The organism is Cupriavidus sp. UME77, assembly GCF_014170355.1.
GTDB lineage: Bacteria > Pseudomonadota > Gammaproteobacteria > Burkholderiales > Burkholderiaceae > Cupriavidus > Cupriavidus basilensis.
In genome coordinates this window covers 89,866-104,048 of the sequence record NZ_LZZU01000038.1, presented here as the reverse complement: position 1 = coordinate 104,048, position 14,183 = coordinate 89,866, and the positions used below count along the sequence as shown (strand labels likewise).

Below are 14,183 nucleotides of genomic sequence, written 5' to 3'. Positions count from 1 at the left end.
GGGGCTGGCGCCCCGTGATCAGTTCAGGAAGCTCTGCGCCAGCGAGCCCAGCAGCAATTGCCAACCGTCCACCAGCACGAACAGCATCAGCTTGAATGGCAGCGCGATGGTGGCCGGCGGCACCATCATCATGCCCATCGCCATCAGCACGCTGGCTACCACCAGGTCGATGATCAGGAAGGGGATAAAGACGGTAAAGCCGATCTGGAACGCGGTCTTGAGCTCGCTGGTGACAAAGGCGGGCACCAGGATGTGCATCTGCACGTCTTCGGGGCCCTGCATCTCGGGCACCTTGGCCATCTGGGCAAACAGCGCCAGGTCCTTCTCGCGGGTCTGCTTGAGCATGAAGGTCTTGAGCGGCGCGGCGGCCTTGGCGGCGGCGTCTTCCAGGCTGAGCTTGTTCTCGGACAGCGGCTTGTAGGCGTCGGTGTAGATGCGGTCGAACACCGGCGACATGACAAAGAAGGTCAGGAACAGCGACAGTCCCACCAGCACCTGGTTGGGCGGGGAACTGGCCGTGCCCAGCGCATTGCGCAGCAGCCCCAGCACGATGATGATGCGGGTGAAGCCCGTCATCATCAGCATGGCCGCGGGCAGGAACGACAGCGAGGTGAGCAGGACCAGCGTCTGCACCGACAGCGACCAGGTCTGGCTGCCGCCCGGGCCGGCTTTGCTGGTCAGGCCGGGCAATGCCTGCGCGTGGGCCATGGCAGGCAACAGCACCAGCGCAAGGCAGGCGCTCACCAGCAATGCCGCGAGCGCAAGCCGGGAGGGTTGGCTGGCGCATTCGCGCACGGACCGGAGATGGCGTTGCAGGTGGTGTTGCAAAGTGCGCCGGGAGGCGTCAGGCAGGAAATTCATGACTTCAGGTTGTCTTGCATGGCGCGCAGCAGCTTTTGTCCAAAGCTGCCGGCCGACCCCGGGGTTACCGTGCTGCCGGAGGGGTGGTCCGGCTTGTGCGCGGCTTGCGCGGGCAAAGTGTGGAGCGTGCGGATCTCGCCGGCGCTCACGCCCAGCACCAGGCAGGTGTCGCCCACTTCCACCATCACCAGGCGCTGGCGGGGCCCGAGCATGGTGCTGCCTACTACCTTCATCTGGCCGCCCTGGCCGTGCCGGACCAGGCCGGCGCGGCGCGCCAGCCAGGCCAGCAGCAGGATCAGGGCGATGACGGCAAACAGGCCGAGGCCGGCTTGCGCCAGCCCCGTTGCGCTGCTGACCGGGACATGGCTGCCGGCCCCGGCGTGGCTGGCGATCGTGCCGGTACCGGTCGGGCTGGCCGCCGCGGCACTGGCTTGCGCGTACGCGCTCGCCGCATGCGCCAGGCCCACGCCGGCGGCAAGCGCAGCGTTGGCGGTCCGGCGCAGGCCGGCTTTCATCGGTTGAGCTTCCGGATGCGTTCGGACGGCGTGATGATGTCGGTCAGGCGGATGCCGAACTTATCGTTCACCACGACGACTTCGCCCTGGGCGATCAGGTAGCCGTTGACCAGCACATCCATCGGCTCGCCGGCCAGGCCGTCGAGCTCCACCACCGAGCCCTGGGCCAGCTGCAGCAGCGTCTTGATCGGCACCTTGGTGCGACCAAGCTCTACCGTGAGCTGGACCGGGATATCGAGAATCATCTCGATATCGTTGTGAAAGCCGCTCGGCGTTTCTTTCTCCAGCGGCTGGAAGACCTTGGAGGCGGCGGGTGTGGCTGTGGCTGGCGTGGCGGCGACAGCCTGGGCAGGCGCGGCGGCAGCGGCGATATCCTCGGCGCTGGTCTGCTCCGCCAGGGCGCTGGCCCAGTCGTCCATCGGGTCGGCCGGCTTGTCGTCTTTGCCGTCAGTCATGGTCGGTTTCCTTGTTGGAATCGATTTCTTGGTGATTGATCATCCGTTCTACCCGCAACGCATACTGGCCGTTCATGGTGCCAAAGCCGGCCTGCAGCACGGGTACGCCATCGACCTTGCCGAAGACCTGCTCGGGCAGCTCGATGGGGAGTACGTCGCCGACGCGCAGCGCCAGCACTTCGGCTACGGTGCTTTCCACGTGGGCAAATTCGGCCACCAGATCTACCTCCGCCGAGCGAATCTGCTGCGACAGCTGGGAGATCCAGCGCTTGTCTACTTCAACCTCGTCCTGCAGCGGGTTCATCAGCAGGTCGCGCACCGGCTCGATCATCGAGTACGGGAAGCAGACGTGCAGCTGGCCACCCACCGCGCCAAGCTCGATATGGAAGGCGGTGGTCACCACCACCTCGCTGAGCATGGCGATGTTGGCAAACTTGGTGTGCATTTCTGAGCGGACATATTCCAGCTCGATCGGATGCACGGCATTCCAGGCCTGGCCGTAGCTGTTGAGCGCAAGGTCCAGCAGGCGCCGGATGATGCGCTGCTCGGTCTGGGTAAAGTCGCGGCCTTCCACGCGGGTGTGGAAGCGCCCGTCGCCACCGAACAGGTTATCGACCACCAGGAACACCAGGTTGGGGTCGAACACGAACAGCGACGTGCCGCGCAGCGGCTTCATGTGCACCAGGTTCAGGTTGGTCGGCACCGGCAGGTTGCGCACGAAGTCGCCGTACTTCTCGATCCTCACCGAGCCAACCGAGATGTCGGCGCCGCGGCGGATGAAGTTGAACAGCTGGGTCCGGAGCTGGCGGGCAAAGCGCTCGTTGATGATTTCGAGCGTGTGCAGCCGGCCGCGCACGATACGCTCTTGCGTGGCCAGGTTGTACGGGCGCACGCCATCCTCGGAGACCGGCGCGGCGACCTCGGGCGTATCGGTCTCGCCTGACACGCCTTTCAGTAATTCGTCTACCTCGTCCTGCGAGAGAAACTTGTCGTAGGCCATCTAGTGTCCTGCCCCTTGAGTGCCGTGATGAATGAAAGCGACCATGTACCGATCAGCCCGCGCGCTGGCGTTGGCGCGCGCGCTGTGAGACAGGCAAGGAAAACAAGGTGGCATTCATATCGGAGTTGCTGGTGGGGCAGGGCAAAGCGCTTACTGCACCACGAAGGAAGTAAATAGGACGTCCAGGATCTGCTGCTTGGGCAGGTTGGGCGCGAACGGCTGGCTGATGACACTCTGGATTTCCTGGGCCAGCTTGCGCTTGCCTTCCACCGTCGCCAGATCGGGCGGTTGCTTGGCCGACAGCAGCAGCAAGATGCGGCTGCGGACTTCCGGCAGGTACTCAGTGATGCGCGCCTGGTCCTTCGCGTCCGCCACCTTGAGCGACAAACCGGTATGCAGGAAGCGGTCACCGTCATCGCTCTTCAGATTGACGGTAAATGCCTCCAAAGGCACAAAAATCGGCGGCGGTACAACCGGAGCGGCAGGCGCGGCCGGTTGGCGGTTACTCAGGATGTTGCCCAGAAAAAAGCCCCCGGCACCCAGCGCCGCGACGAGCACGACGCCGAGCACCAGCAGCAGTCGCCCGCGCTTGCTCGTGTTGCCGTCAGCCTGGGAAGAAGTGAGCGTATTCGCCATGAGATGCCTGTATCGGAATGCCTTGCCATTCTTGAGGGAATGACCGGCAAGCAAAGGGCCGAAAAAAAGGGTGAAACCCGCTCAGCTTGGCCCTTTGAGCCGAACAGGTCTTGTCATCCGAGCTACGCGGATGGTCTTACAGGGGTTAACGAATGACGGACACGGAACTTGAGTGGATGTTTGACTAAAAGCCGCGCTGGGTACCGGATAGCGGGTGACGGACCAAGAAAAGGCGACAATTTGCCGGGTTTGCGAGAGGGGGGCAGGCAGGCGCGGGTGGCCGCCAAGGGCATGGCGTTGGCGCTGGCGATGGCGCCGCCGTTTGTCACGCCGCGTTGCTAAGTCGTTGATTGGTTTGTGGATTTAATCCGCCGGTGGGACGGCGTGGAGAACGGCGTGCCGTTGGGGGCTGGCGCCACGGGGCGCCTGGCGGGCCGTGCGAGCCCGCTGCGGACCGCGAATTCCGCATACCCGGGCCAACCCATTCGCGCGTGGCGCTATCTGTCCGATGTGGCACGGAAATGTGATTTTAAAGACATATTTTTGGGGCGGGTCATACGTTGTGCGCCTCGCCATCCAGGGCCTCGTCCCGAAAACGCCGCTTCCCGCTGTTTCGTGAAGAAAAAACACGAAAATGCGAAGCGTCAGCCCGCCGGGAGGGCGCGAGCCGGCGTTGCCGCGGCTCAGCCGAGGTCGCCGCCGCCTACGGGCAGGACGGTGCCGGTGATGTAAGAGGCCTCGTCGGACGCCAAAAACAGAATCGCGCGCACCTGTTCGTCGATGGTGCCGTAGCGGTGCATCAGGCTGGATGCCATGGTCTGGTCGACGATGCCCTGGTACCACGCGGCTTCCTGCGGGGTCTGCTCCTCCGTGTTGCGGGGCACTTTGCGCGGCGGCGCTTCGGTGCCCCCGGTGGCGACCGCATTGACGCGGATGCCGTCCTGCGCGTGCTCGAAGGCGAGGCTGGCGGTCAGGGCGTTGACGCCGCCCTTGGCGGCTGCGTACGGCACGCGGTAGATGCTGCGCGTGGCGATGGACGAGACGTTGACGATCACGCCCTGCTTGCGCTCGATCATGCCGGGCAGCACGGCGCGGCAACACCACAGGGTGGGAAACAGGGAGCGGCGGATCTCGGCTTCGACCTGCGCCTCCTCGTATTCCTGGTACGGCTTGGCCCAGATGGTGCCGCCCACGTTATTGACGAGGACGTCGATGCGGCCATGGGCCTCCAGCGCCGCGTTGGTCATCAGGCGGGCGCCGGCATAGGTTTCCAGGTCGGCCTCCACCGCGAGTGCCCGGCCGCCGTTGGCGAGGATTTGCGCGGCGACCTCGTGCACCAGTGCCGAGCGGTCGACCAGCACCAGGGTGGCGCCCTCGGCCGCGGCGGCGAGCGCCACACCGCGTCCAATCCCCTGCGCCGCGCCGGTTACCACGGCGATTTTTCCGCTAAAGCGCGCGTTGTTGTTCATGGCGTGTCTTTGATCCGTGGAAGGTGGGTCAGGCAGCGTTGCTGGCCGAGAATTTTTCGTAGTGGAAGCTGGCCGGCGTCACCCCGGCGTCCTGCAGCCAGGCGCGCACCGCATCCACCATGGCAACGGGGCCGCACAGGTAGATGTCGACATCGCCGCCGTTGAGCCAGTCCCGCTCCACGTGCTGCGTGACATAGCCCTTGCGGGTTTCGCCGCTGACCGGATCGAGCACGCAGGTGCGGTACTCGAATCCGGCGAGCTTGTCCTTTGCGCCGTCGAGTTGTGCCAATGCCACCAGGTCGATCTCATGCGTCACGCCGTACACCATGCGGATCGGATGCGGGCTGCCGTTCGCGGCCAGCACGTCCAGCATGGACAGGAAGGGCGCGATGCCGGTGCCGCCCGCCAGGAACAGCACAGGGCGGGCCACTTCGCGCAGGTAGAAGCTGCCATAGGGGCCGGCGAAGGAAATGGGCTGGCCGGGCAGCGCCTCATTGCTCAGGAACGCGCTCATGCGGCCGTTGGGCACGTTGCGCACCACGAACGAGGTGCGGGCGGCGCCGGGGGCGGAGGAAAAGGAGTACGAGCGGGTCAAGCCGGTACCCGGGATTTCCACGTTCACATACTGCCCCGCCAGGAAGGTGGGCGCAGCGGACTCGCCGAGGTCGATCGAGAACCCGATGGTGGAGTCCGACAGCTTGTCCACCGCCGCCAGCCTGCCCTGGTAGCGGGCCACGCCGGTCTTGCAGGCGGCGGACGAGGCCGGCACCTTGATGACGCAATCGGAGCGCGGGCGGGTCTGGCAGGCCAGCACGTAGCCCTTGGCGGCCTCCTCGGGCGTCAGCGCGTCGTCGATATAGCTCGACGCCGGCAGGTCGTACTCGCCGGACTCGCACAAGCCGCGGCAGGTGCCGCAGGCGCCGTCTCGGCAGTCCAGCGGGATATTGATCTGCTGGCGGTAGGCAGCGTCGGACAGGGTTTCGTTGGCGGCGCAGGTGATGAAGCGGGTAACGCCGTCTTCAAACTGCAGTGCGATGTTGTATTCCATGGCGTGGTTCCTCCGGCGCGTCCGCTCAGATGTGATAGATGTCGATGACCTGGTTGATGTAGTCGTTCTTCAGCACGACGTACTTGTCCAGGATCTGCGCTTGCTCGCCGGCGAAGTCGATGACGTAGCGCGACATGCCGAAGTAGCTGTAGTTGGTCTTGTAGCGGTGGCTCAGCGTGTGCCAGTTGAAACGCACCGTGCAGACGCTGCCTTCCTGGCGCTCCAGTTCGACGTTGCTGATGTTGTGGCTGGTGCGCGTGTCCGGCATGGTGGCGCTGGAGCGCTCGGTCTTGATGCGGAACACGCGGTCTTCCAGGCCTTGACGGTTCGGGTAGTAGATCAGCGAGATCTCGCGCTGCGGATCGGTCACCAGGGTGTCGTCATCGTCCCAGGACGGCATCCAGAACGCGGCATCCGGGTGATAGCAGGCCAGCCATTCATCCCATTGTTCGTCGTCAAGCAGGCGGCTTTCCCGGTAAAGGAAGGCCTGGATCCCGGCAAGGCTGATGGGTGCGGTCGTCGGGGTCGTCGGGTTCATTGGGGTCATTGGGGCCGTGCTCATGCTTCGCTCCCGGTGCTGCCGATCTTGCTGGCTTCGGCTCCCGTGGCCTTCTTCATCACGTCCAGCCAGTAGCGGTGCTGCACCGTGTACAGGCCTTCATCCTCGGTCTTGACGCCGCTCATCAGCGGCTTGAGGCCAATCTTGCGCGCGGCCTCGTCGGCGCCTTCCACCCAGTGCGTGGCGCCGCGGCACATGTCGTTCCATGCCACCGCGCTGCCGGCATAGCCTTGCTGGCAGGCGCGGAATTCCTCCAGGTCGTCGGGCGTGGCCATGCCGCTGACGTTGAAGAAGTCCTCGTACTGGCGGATGCGGCGTGCGCGCGCGTCATCGGCTTCGCCCTTGGGCGCGATGCAGTAGATGGTGACTTCGGTCTTGCCCACCGACAGCGGGCGCAGCACGCGGATCTGCGAGCCGAACTGGTCCATCAGGTAGACGTTGGGGTACAGGCACAGGTTGCGCGAGTTCTGGATCATCCAGTCCGCCGTCTCGGCGCCGCAGCGCTCGGCGAATTCCTCGCGCCGGTTGAAGTTCGGCCGGTCTTCCGGGTTGGCCCAGCGCGTCCACAACAGCATGTGGCCGTGATCAAATGCGTAGAAGCCACCGCCTTGCCGGCCCCAGTTGCCCGCATCCATGGCCCGGATCTTGTCCTCGCGGGCGTTTTCCTGCTTGCGGTGGTTGGTGGTGGCGGCGTAGTTCCAGTGCACGGCGGAGACGTGGTAGCCATCGGCGCCGTTCTCGGTTTGCAGCTTCCAGTTGCCCTCGAAGGTATAGGTGGACGCGCCACGCAGCACTTCCAGGCCGTCGGCGGACTGGTCCACGATCATGTCGATGATCTTGGCGGCCTCGCCCAGGAAATCGTTGAGCGGCGCCACATCCGGGTTCAGGCTGCCGAACAGGAAGCCGCGATAGTTCTCGAAGCGCGCCACCTTCTTCAGGTCGTGCGAGGCTTCCTTGTTGAAGCAATCGGGGTAGCCGGCGCCTTCCGGATCCTTGACCTTGAGCAGCTTGCCGCTGTTGTTGAAGGTCCAGCCATGGAACGGGCAGGTGTAGGTCGCCTTGTTGCCGCGCTTGTGGCGGCACAGCATGGCGCCGCGATGGGTGCAGGCGTTGATCAGCGCGTTGAGTTCGCCCTGGCGGTTGCGTGCGATCACGATCGGCTGGCGGCCGATGTAGGTGGTGTAGTAATCGTTGTTGCCGGGGATCTGGCTTTCGTGCGCCAGGTAGATCCAGTTGCCCTCGAAGATGTGCTTCATCTCGAGTTCGAACAGGGCCTCGTCGGTGAAGGCGCTGCGATGCAGGCGGTGGTCGCCGGTCTCGCGGTTTTCCACCAGGTAGTCGTCCAGGCGCGCGAGGGCCGGGCTATGGTCCGGGTAAATGGGGATCATGAGGTGTCTCCTGCATCCGTGGCGGATGCGCCGGGCCGTGAGGGATCCTCAGGGCGGCCCTGATGTTGCTGCGTCGTGGCTGATGCTATGGGAGGCGCCTGGGATGCCTCAGGCGCCGGGGCTTACGCGGCGGCGCGCGCGCGCTCCACTTCCGGTGCCGGCGCTGCCGCGCAATCGGCGTACAGGCGGAAATCGAAATCGATGGAGGCAAACGGCTTGTCCAGGCCGTGCTCGGCCAGTGCCCGCGCAGACTCGACGTGCCTGATCGCCGGCACCAGGCCCTCGCGGCTGGCAAAGGCAAAGTCGTCCCACAGGTATTCGTCGCCGTCGATGTTGATCTGGGTGGTCAGCTTGCGATGGCCGGGCGCGGACACGAAGAAGTGAATGTGCGCGGGGCGCCGGCCATGGCGGCCCAGCAGGTCCAGCAGGCGCTGCGTGGTGCCTTGCGGCGGGCAGCCATAGCCCATCGGCACGATGCTGCGGAACTGGTAGCGGCCCTCGCTATCGGTCGTGATGGTACGGCGCAGGTTGAAGTCGGACTGCGTCTTGTCGAAGAACGAGTAGTTGCCGAGCAGGTTGGCATGCCAGACCTCCACCGCGGCGCCGGGCAGCGGCTTGCCGTTGGTGTCGAACACCGTGCCCTGCATGAACAGGACTTCGCCCTGGCCGTCTTCGCTGCCGTCGTCCAGCCGTGCGAAGCCTTCGCTCGCGGGCGCGCCGGCCACGTACAGCGGGCCTTCGATGGTGCGCGGCGTGCCGCCGGCAAGACCGGCCTTTGCCTCGGCTTCATCCGCGCGGATGTCCAGGAAGCGCTCCAGGCCCAGGCCGGCGGCCAGCAGGCCAAGTTCGGGTCCGGCCTCGGCGAAGTACTCGATGCCCTTCCAGACTTCGCTGGCGCTCAGGTCCAGGTCTTCGATTGCCTTGAAGAGGTCGGTGGTCAGGCGGACCACTACGCTTTGCACACGCGCATCGGCCTTGCCGCTGGCGGTGTCGAGGATGAACGCTTTCACCAGCGCTTCGATTTCCGGGTGCGTCATTTGTCTGCTCCTTGTCTCTGGTTTTCTATGTGGGGTCCGTCTTCACAGTGGCATTCCGCCGGGCAGTGTGATTCGAACTAAAATGCCATAAAGGTATAAAAAGTCGTTGTCACAGCCTGATGCGAAGGATAGGAGTGCCAAAATCGGCGGTCCAACACTGTTTTAGTATTGGCTGAATACTCAAAAGGTATAGTCGTGGACTTGCGTCACTTACGTTACTTTGTTGCCGTCGCGGAGGAACTCAACTTCACCCGCGCGGCCGAACGGCTGCATATCGCCCAGCCGCCGCTGAGCCGGCAGATCCAGCAACTGGAAGAGGGCCTGGGGGTGCAGCTATTCGAGCGCAACGCGCGCCCGCTCAAGCTGACCGAGGCCGGGCGCTTTTTCTACGCGCACGCCCAGCAGTTGCTGGCGCAAGCCGCGGAACTGGAGTCGATGACACGGCGGGTGGGGCAGATCGAGCGGAAGATGTCGCTCGGCTTTGTCGGCTCGACCCTGTACGGCATGCTGCCCAAGATCATCCGGCGCTTTCGCGCCGAGCACCCGCAGATCGAGCTGAGCCTGGTTGAGATGACCACCATGGACCAGATCGCGGCGCTCAAGCAGGGCACCATCGACGTGGGGTTCGGCCGCATCCGGCACGAGGACCCGAACGTGCGCCGGGTCGTGCTGCGCGAGGAGCGGATGATCGTGGCGTTGCCGGTCGGGCACCCGCTCTCGCTGGCCAAGCCCGTGCTGGCCCTGCACGACCTGCTGGGCGAGACCCTGATCATCTTTCCCAAGGCGCCCCGCCCAAGCTATGCCGACCAGGTGCTGGCAGCGTTTCACGACCGGGCCTTGCAGCCCGGGCGCATCCATGAAGCGCGCGAGCTGCAGATCGCGCTGGGGCTGGTGGCGGCCGGGGAGGGGGTCTCGATCGTCCCGAGCAGCGTGCACGGCCTCAAGCGGGACGACATCAGCTACCGGGAGCTCGACGATCCCAACCTGGTTTCGCCCATCATCATGAGCATGCGCAGGCTCGACGAGACCGAGGAGATCAGCGCCATGCTGGACATGATCTACCGGCTGTATGAAGAGGAGAAGCTGGTTTTCCTGCCGCCGAGCTAGGAATGATGGCGGGTGCCCTGATGGCGCTGGGGGAACTCTTGTATGCGGCCTGGCCTTGATTTGATTGGGTTTCTCGTTTTTAACTCTTATATAAGATATAAGACGTTTGACCCACGGGGGCACTTTATTTTACAATCGCGGCACAACTGGTCTTTACAACCCTATCACCCCGCAGGTTCCCATGCTTGAAAACTATCGCGCCCATGTAGCCGAACGCGCCGCGCTTGGCATCCCCCCTCTGCCGCTGACCGCCAAGCAGACTGCGGAGTTGATCGAATTGCTGAAGTCCCCGCCGGCTGGCGAGGAACAAGTCCTGGTTGACCTGATCACGCATCGCGTGCCGGCGGGCGTGGACGACGCCGCCAAGGTCAAGGCCTCGTACCTGGCAGCCGTGGCGCTGGGCAAGGAAGCCTGCACGCTGATCTCGCGTGCCAAGGCTGCCGAGCTGCTGGGCACCATGCTGGGCGGCTACAACATCGCCCCGCTGATCGAGCTGCTGGACGACGCCGAGATCGGTCCCGTTGCGGCCGAAGCGCTCAAGAAGACGCTGCTGATGTTCGACGCCTTCCATGACGTCAAGGAAAAGGCCGACAAGGGCAACGCCATCGCCAAGTCCGTGCTGCAAAGCTGGGCTGACGCCGAGTGGTTCACCAGCCGTCCGGAAGTGCCGCAAAGCCTGACTGTGACCGTGTTCAAGGTCACCGGCGAAACCAACACCGACGACCTCTCGCCGGCGCCGGACGCCACCACCCGCCCCGACATCCCGCTGCACGCGCTGGCCATGCTGAAGAACGCGCGCCCGGGCATCACCCCGGAAGAAGACGGCAAGCGCGGCCCGGTCAAGTTCATCGAATCGCTCAAGGAAAAGGGCAACCTGGTTGCCTACGTGGGCGATGTGGTCGGTACCGGTTCCTCGCGCAAGTCCGCCACCAACTCGGTGCTGTGGTTCACGGGCGAAGACATCCCCTTCGTGCCGAACAAGCGTTTCGGCGGCGTGTGCCTGGGCAGCAAGATTGCCCCGATCTTCTACAACACCATGGAAGACGCCGGCGCACTGCCGATCGAACTGGACGTATCGCAGATGGAAATGGGCGACGTGGTCGAGCTGCGTCCCTATGATGGCAAGGCCCTGAAGAACGGCCAGGTCATCGCCGAGTTCACCGTCAAGTCCGACGTGCTGTTCGACGAAGTGCGCGCCGGCGGCCGTATTCCCCTGATCGTTGGCCGTGGCCTGACCGCCAAGGCTCGCGAGGCGCTCGGCCTGGCTCCGTCCACGCTGTTCCGCCTGCCGCACAACCCGGCTGACACTGGCCGCGGTTTCTCGCTGGCCCAGAAGATGGTTGGCCGCGCCTGCGGCCTGCCGGAAGGCAAGGGCATCCGCCCGGGCACGTACTGCGAACCGAAGATGACCTCGGTGGGCTCGCAAGACACCACCGGCCCGATGACCCGCGACGAGCTGAAGGACCTGGCTTGCCTGGGCTTCTCGGCCGACCTGGTGATGCAGTCGTTCTGCCACACCGCCGCTTATCCGAAGCCGGTCGACGTCAAGACCCATCACACGCTGCCGCAGTTCATCAGCACCCGTGGCGGCATCTCGCTGCGCCCGGGCGATGGCGTGATCCACTCGTGGCTGAACCGCATGCTGCTGCCCGACACCGTTGGCACCGGCGGCGACTCGCACACCCGTTTCCCGATCGGCATCAGCTTCCCGGCAGGTTCGGGCCTGGTGGCGTTCGCCGCTGCCACCGGCGTGATGCCGCTGGACATGCCGGAATCCGTGCTGGTGCGCTTCAAGGGCAAGATGCAGCCCGGCGTCACCCTGCGTGACCTGGTCAACGCCATTCCGCTGTACGCCATCAAGTCGGGCCTGCTGACCGTGGCCAAGCAAGGCAAGAAGAACATCTTCTCGGGCCGCGTCCTGGAAATCGAAGGCCTGCCCGACCTGAAGGTCGAGCAAGCGTTCGAGCTGTCCGACGCTTCCGCCGAGCGTTCGGCCGCCGGTTGCTCGGTGCGCCTGAACAAGGAACCGATCATCGAATACATCAACAGCAACATCACGCTGCTGAAGTGGATGATCGCCGAAGGCTACCAAGACCCGCGCAGCCTGTCGCGCCGTATCCAGGCCATGGAAGCCTGGCTGGCCGACCCCAAGCTGCTGGAGCCGGATGCGGACGCCGAGTACGCCGCCGTGATCGAGATCGACCTGGCCGACGTGCATGAGCCCATCGTGGCCTGCCCGAACGACCCGGACGACGTCAAGACCCTGTCGGAAGTGGCTGGCGCCAAGATCGACGAAGTCTTCATCGGTTCGTGCATGACCAACATCGGCCACTTCCGCGCAGCCTCCAAGCTGCTGGAAGGCAAGCGCGACATCCCCGTCAAGCTGTGGGTTGCCCCGCCGACCAAGATGGACGCCAAGCAACTGACCGAAGAAGGCCACTACGGCGTGTTCGGCACGGCCGGCGCCCGCACCGAAATGCCGGGCTGCTCGCTGTGCATGGGTAACCAGGCACAAGTGCGCGAAGGCGCCACGGTGATGTCGACCAGCACCCGTAACTTCCCGAACCGTCTGGGCAAGAACACCAACGTGTACCTGGGTTCGGCCGAACTGGCCGCGATCTGCTCGCGCCTTGGCCGCATCCCGACCAAGGAAGAGTACATGTCGGACATGGGCGTGCTGGCCACCAACGGCGACGAGATCTACAAGTACCTGAACTTCGACAAGATCGAAGACTTCAAGGGCGTGGCGGATACGGTGACGGTGTAAGCGGTAGAGTTTTTACAGCCATATATTTGAAAGGCCCCATGCGGGGCCTTTCTTTTATGGTTTATTGGCACTACGCATTCCAAAGTGCCAATACCCGAGCAGTATTCAGGGAATAGCGGGGCCGTGGATGCCGCTAGCTCGGTTGCAGATACGGTGGCGGATACAGCCGCCGATGTAGCGAGCGCTGCGGTTGATACTTCCTTGAGTAACCTGGGCCATTTGTATCCAACATGAACCATGCCAATCTGGAACACCAGCTTTCCTTCCTCCGTGAGATTGACCAACTGAAGAGCGTCGTACGGATGTCGCCGCTTATCAATCAGTCGCGTCGAGAGAATAGCGCCGAACATTCCTGGCATCTCGCCATGTATGCCCTCGTCTTGGCGGAGCATGCGGCAGCGCCTATTGACGTGGTGCGAGTTGTGAAGATGCTTCTCATCCACGACATCGTGGAGATTGATGCAGGCGATGTTCCCTTTCACGACCCGTCGGCGCGCGCCGGCCAGGCTGAACTGGAACAACAGGCGGCTGAGCGGATCTTTTCGTTGTTGCCGGACGTACAGGCAGCGGAGTTTCGCAGTCTCTGGTCCGAATTTGAGGCGGCGGAAAGCGACGACGCAAGGTTTGCGAAAGCACTGGACCGCTTTCAGCCGTTGGTCCACAACGCCGCAACAGGAGGCGGCAGCTGGGTGGAGTGTCAGGTCAGTGAAGAACAGGCCCTTGCACGTTATCGACCACCTATCGAGCGCGGTGCACCAGCACTCTGGGAGGAGTCGGCCAGGCTCATCCAAGAATTTTTCCACAAGGCAAAGACTGAATGAGAGGGCGTTGAGGGATGACGCTCACGCGAGTCGCTTCGGTCACTTACAAAACAGTGCGAAAGGTGCGGGCCGAACTGACGTTAACAACCACAGGAACGCACAGTTCCTTGTCAACTTGGGGCAGGTTTCGCATCCTGCGAAGCCTGCCTGTCTTTTGCGAGCTGATTCTGTTCACCGGCGCAACGTAACCGTCCAAGTTTCAAACGGCTGAGTGTCGCTGGAAGGATGTCCAGCGAGGTGTTTTCCTCTTGACTGCTCTCCGAGATGAAACCGAAAGAAAGGCCAACACCTTCACCGCGCCCGCCCCACCACGAAACCATTGACGGGTGATATGTCGTGGTGCTTCGCGCCGGTAACGGCAGATGGCTGAATGGGCAAGGATTCCGCTATCGTGGGCCGTACTACGCATCCCGGAAATTGGCAGCGTCGTGGCCCTTCAAACCGGAACCGGCAGATGCCAGCAGAACTGCGGCCGTACGACGAAACCAGCGCCCTGCGCATCCGCAGGGGGATGTCGTAT

At 63.9% G+C, this 14,183-nt stretch carries 13 protein-coding genes; 3 read left to right on the top strand and 10 right to left on the bottom strand.

Features of this window, described 5'->3' with window-relative positions; translation table 11 throughout:
* Window positions 1-18: 18 nt before the first annotated feature.
* The 10 genes from fliP to catA form a co-directional block, all read right to left on the bottom strand.
* A complete protein-coding gene (gene fliP, locus A9975_RS14510; protein ID WP_173430752.1) occupies window positions 19-708 on the bottom strand; it encodes a flagellar type III secretion system pore protein FliP in 690 nt (229 codons plus the stop codon).
* Window positions 709-857: 149 nt separating this feature from the next.
* Window positions 858-1,376, bottom strand: a complete 519-nt coding sequence (fliO, locus tag A9975_RS14505; protein WP_183033388.1) for a flagellar biosynthetic protein FliO — start codon at window positions 1,374-1,376, stop codon at window positions 858-860.
* Complete coding sequence (gene fliN / locus A9975_RS14500; protein WP_150990476.1) at window positions 1,373-1,831, bottom strand: flagellar motor switch protein FliN; 459 nt, start codon at window positions 1,829-1,831, stop codon at window positions 1,373-1,375. Before fliN ends, fliO begins: the two co-directional genes overlap by 4 nt.
* Entirely contained in the window at window positions 1,824-2,831 is a 1,008-nt protein-coding gene (fliM, locus tag A9975_RS14495; RefSeq protein ID WP_150990478.1) for a flagellar motor switch protein FliM, read from the bottom strand. Before fliM ends, fliN begins: the two co-directional genes overlap by 8 nt.
* A gap of 150 nt (window positions 2,832-2,981) precedes the next feature.
* The gene (gene fliL, locus A9975_RS14490; protein ID WP_183033387.1) at window positions 2,982-3,467 is read right to left on the bottom strand and encodes a flagellar basal body-associated protein FliL; all 486 of its coding nucleotides are present in this window, start codon (window positions 3,465-3,467) and stop codon (window positions 2,982-2,984) included.
* A 683-nt stretch (window positions 3,468-4,150) separates the two neighbouring features.
* On the bottom strand, window positions 4,151-4,936 hold the full coding sequence (locus A9975_RS14485) for a 1,6-dihydroxycyclohexa-2,4-diene-1-carboxylate dehydrogenase (protein WP_183033386.1): 786 nt from the start codon (window positions 4,934-4,936) through the stop codon (window positions 4,151-4,153).
* Window positions 4,937-4,964: 28 nt separating this feature from the next.
* Window positions 4,965-5,984 (bottom strand): benzoate 1,2-dioxygenase electron transfer component BenC, encoded by a 1,020-nt coding sequence (benC, locus tag A9975_RS14480; RefSeq protein WP_183033385.1) that lies wholly within the window; start codon window positions 5,982-5,984, stop codon window positions 4,965-4,967.
* Between the two features lie 25 nt (window positions 5,985-6,009).
* Window positions 6,010-6,546: a benzoate 1,2-dioxygenase small subunit gene (gene benB / locus A9975_RS14475; RefSeq protein WP_370564639.1), complete on the bottom strand. Its 537-nt coding sequence runs from the start codon at window positions 6,544-6,546 to the stop codon at window positions 6,010-6,012.
* Window positions 6,543-7,931 (bottom strand): benzoate 1,2-dioxygenase large subunit, encoded by a 1,389-nt coding sequence (benA, locus tag A9975_RS14470; RefSeq protein WP_183033384.1) that lies wholly within the window; start codon window positions 7,929-7,931, stop codon window positions 6,543-6,545. The genes benB and benA overlap by 4 nt, the downstream gene beginning before the upstream one ends.
* 122 nt (window positions 7,932-8,053) lie before the next feature.
* Complete coding sequence (gene catA, locus A9975_RS14465; RefSeq protein WP_183033383.1) at window positions 8,054-8,968, bottom strand: catechol 1,2-dioxygenase; 915 nt, start codon at window positions 8,966-8,968, stop codon at window positions 8,054-8,056.
* Between the two features lie 195 nt (window positions 8,969-9,163).
* Here catA and A9975_RS14460 point away from each other — a divergent pair, with 195 nt between their 5' ends.
* The 3 genes from A9975_RS14460 (at window position 9,164) to A9975_RS14450 (ending at window position 13,663) form a co-directional block, all read left to right on the top strand.
* Window positions 9,164-10,075, top strand: coding sequence for a LysR family transcriptional regulator (locus A9975_RS14460; protein ID WP_183033382.1), 912 nt, complete (start codon window positions 9,164-9,166; stop codon window positions 10,073-10,075).
* A gap of 181 nt (window positions 10,076-10,256) precedes the next feature.
* The gene (gene acnB, locus A9975_RS14455; RefSeq protein WP_183033381.1) at window positions 10,257-12,842 is read left to right on the top strand and encodes a bifunctional aconitate hydratase 2/2-methylisocitrate dehydratase; all 2,586 of its coding nucleotides are present in this window, start codon (window positions 10,257-10,259) and stop codon (window positions 12,840-12,842) included.
* A gap of 230 nt (window positions 12,843-13,072) precedes the next feature.
* Window positions 13,073-13,663: an HD family hydrolase gene (locus A9975_RS14450; RefSeq protein WP_183033380.1), complete on the top strand. Its 591-nt coding sequence runs from the start codon at window positions 13,073-13,075 to the stop codon at window positions 13,661-13,663.
* The last annotated feature ends 520 nt before the right edge of the window (window positions 13,664-14,183 follow it).

Bases quoted from the DNA above. Each gene is read 5' to 3' on its own strand.
- fliP (WP_173430752.1), bottom strand. From the start codon at position 708: ATGGCCCACGCGCAGGCATTGCCCGGCCTGACCAGCAAAGCCGGCCCG.
- fliO (WP_183033388.1), bottom strand. From the start codon at position 1,376: ATGAAAGCCGGCCTGCGCCGGACCGCCAACGCTGCGCTTGCCGCCGGC.
- fliN (WP_150990476.1), bottom strand. From the start codon at position 1,831: ATGACTGACGGCAAAGACGACAAGCCGGCCGACCCGATGGACGACTGG.
- fliM (WP_150990478.1), bottom strand. From the start codon at position 2,831: ATGGCCTACGACAAGTTTCTCTCGCAGGACGAGGTAGACGAATTACTG.
- fliL (WP_183033387.1), bottom strand. From the start codon at position 3,467: ATGGCGAATACGCTCACTTCTTCCCAGGCTGACGGCAACACGAGCAAG.
- A9975_RS14485 (WP_183033386.1), bottom strand. From the start codon at position 4,936: ATGAACAACAACGCGCGCTTTAGCGGAAAAATCGCCGTGGTAACCGGC.
- benC (WP_183033385.1), bottom strand. From the start codon at position 5,984: ATGGAATACAACATCGCACTGCAGTTTGAAGACGGCGTTACCCGCTTC.
- benB (WP_370564639.1), bottom strand. From the start codon at position 6,546: ATGAGCACGGCCCCAATGACCCCAATGAACCCGACGACCCCGACGACC.
- benA (WP_183033384.1), bottom strand. From the start codon at position 7,931: ATGATCCCCATTTACCCGGACCATAGCCCGGCCCTCGCGCGCCTGGAC.
- catA (WP_183033383.1), bottom strand. From the start codon at position 8,968: ATGACGCACCCGGAAATCGAAGCGCTGGTGAAAGCGTTCATCCTCGAC.
- acnB (WP_183033381.1), top strand. From the start codon at position 10,257: ATGCTTGAAAACTATCGCGCCCATGTAGCCGAACGCGCCGCGCTTGGC.
- A9975_RS14450 (WP_183033380.1), top strand. From the start codon at position 13,073: ATGAACCATGCCAATCTGGAACACCAGCTTTCCTTCCTCCGTGAGATT.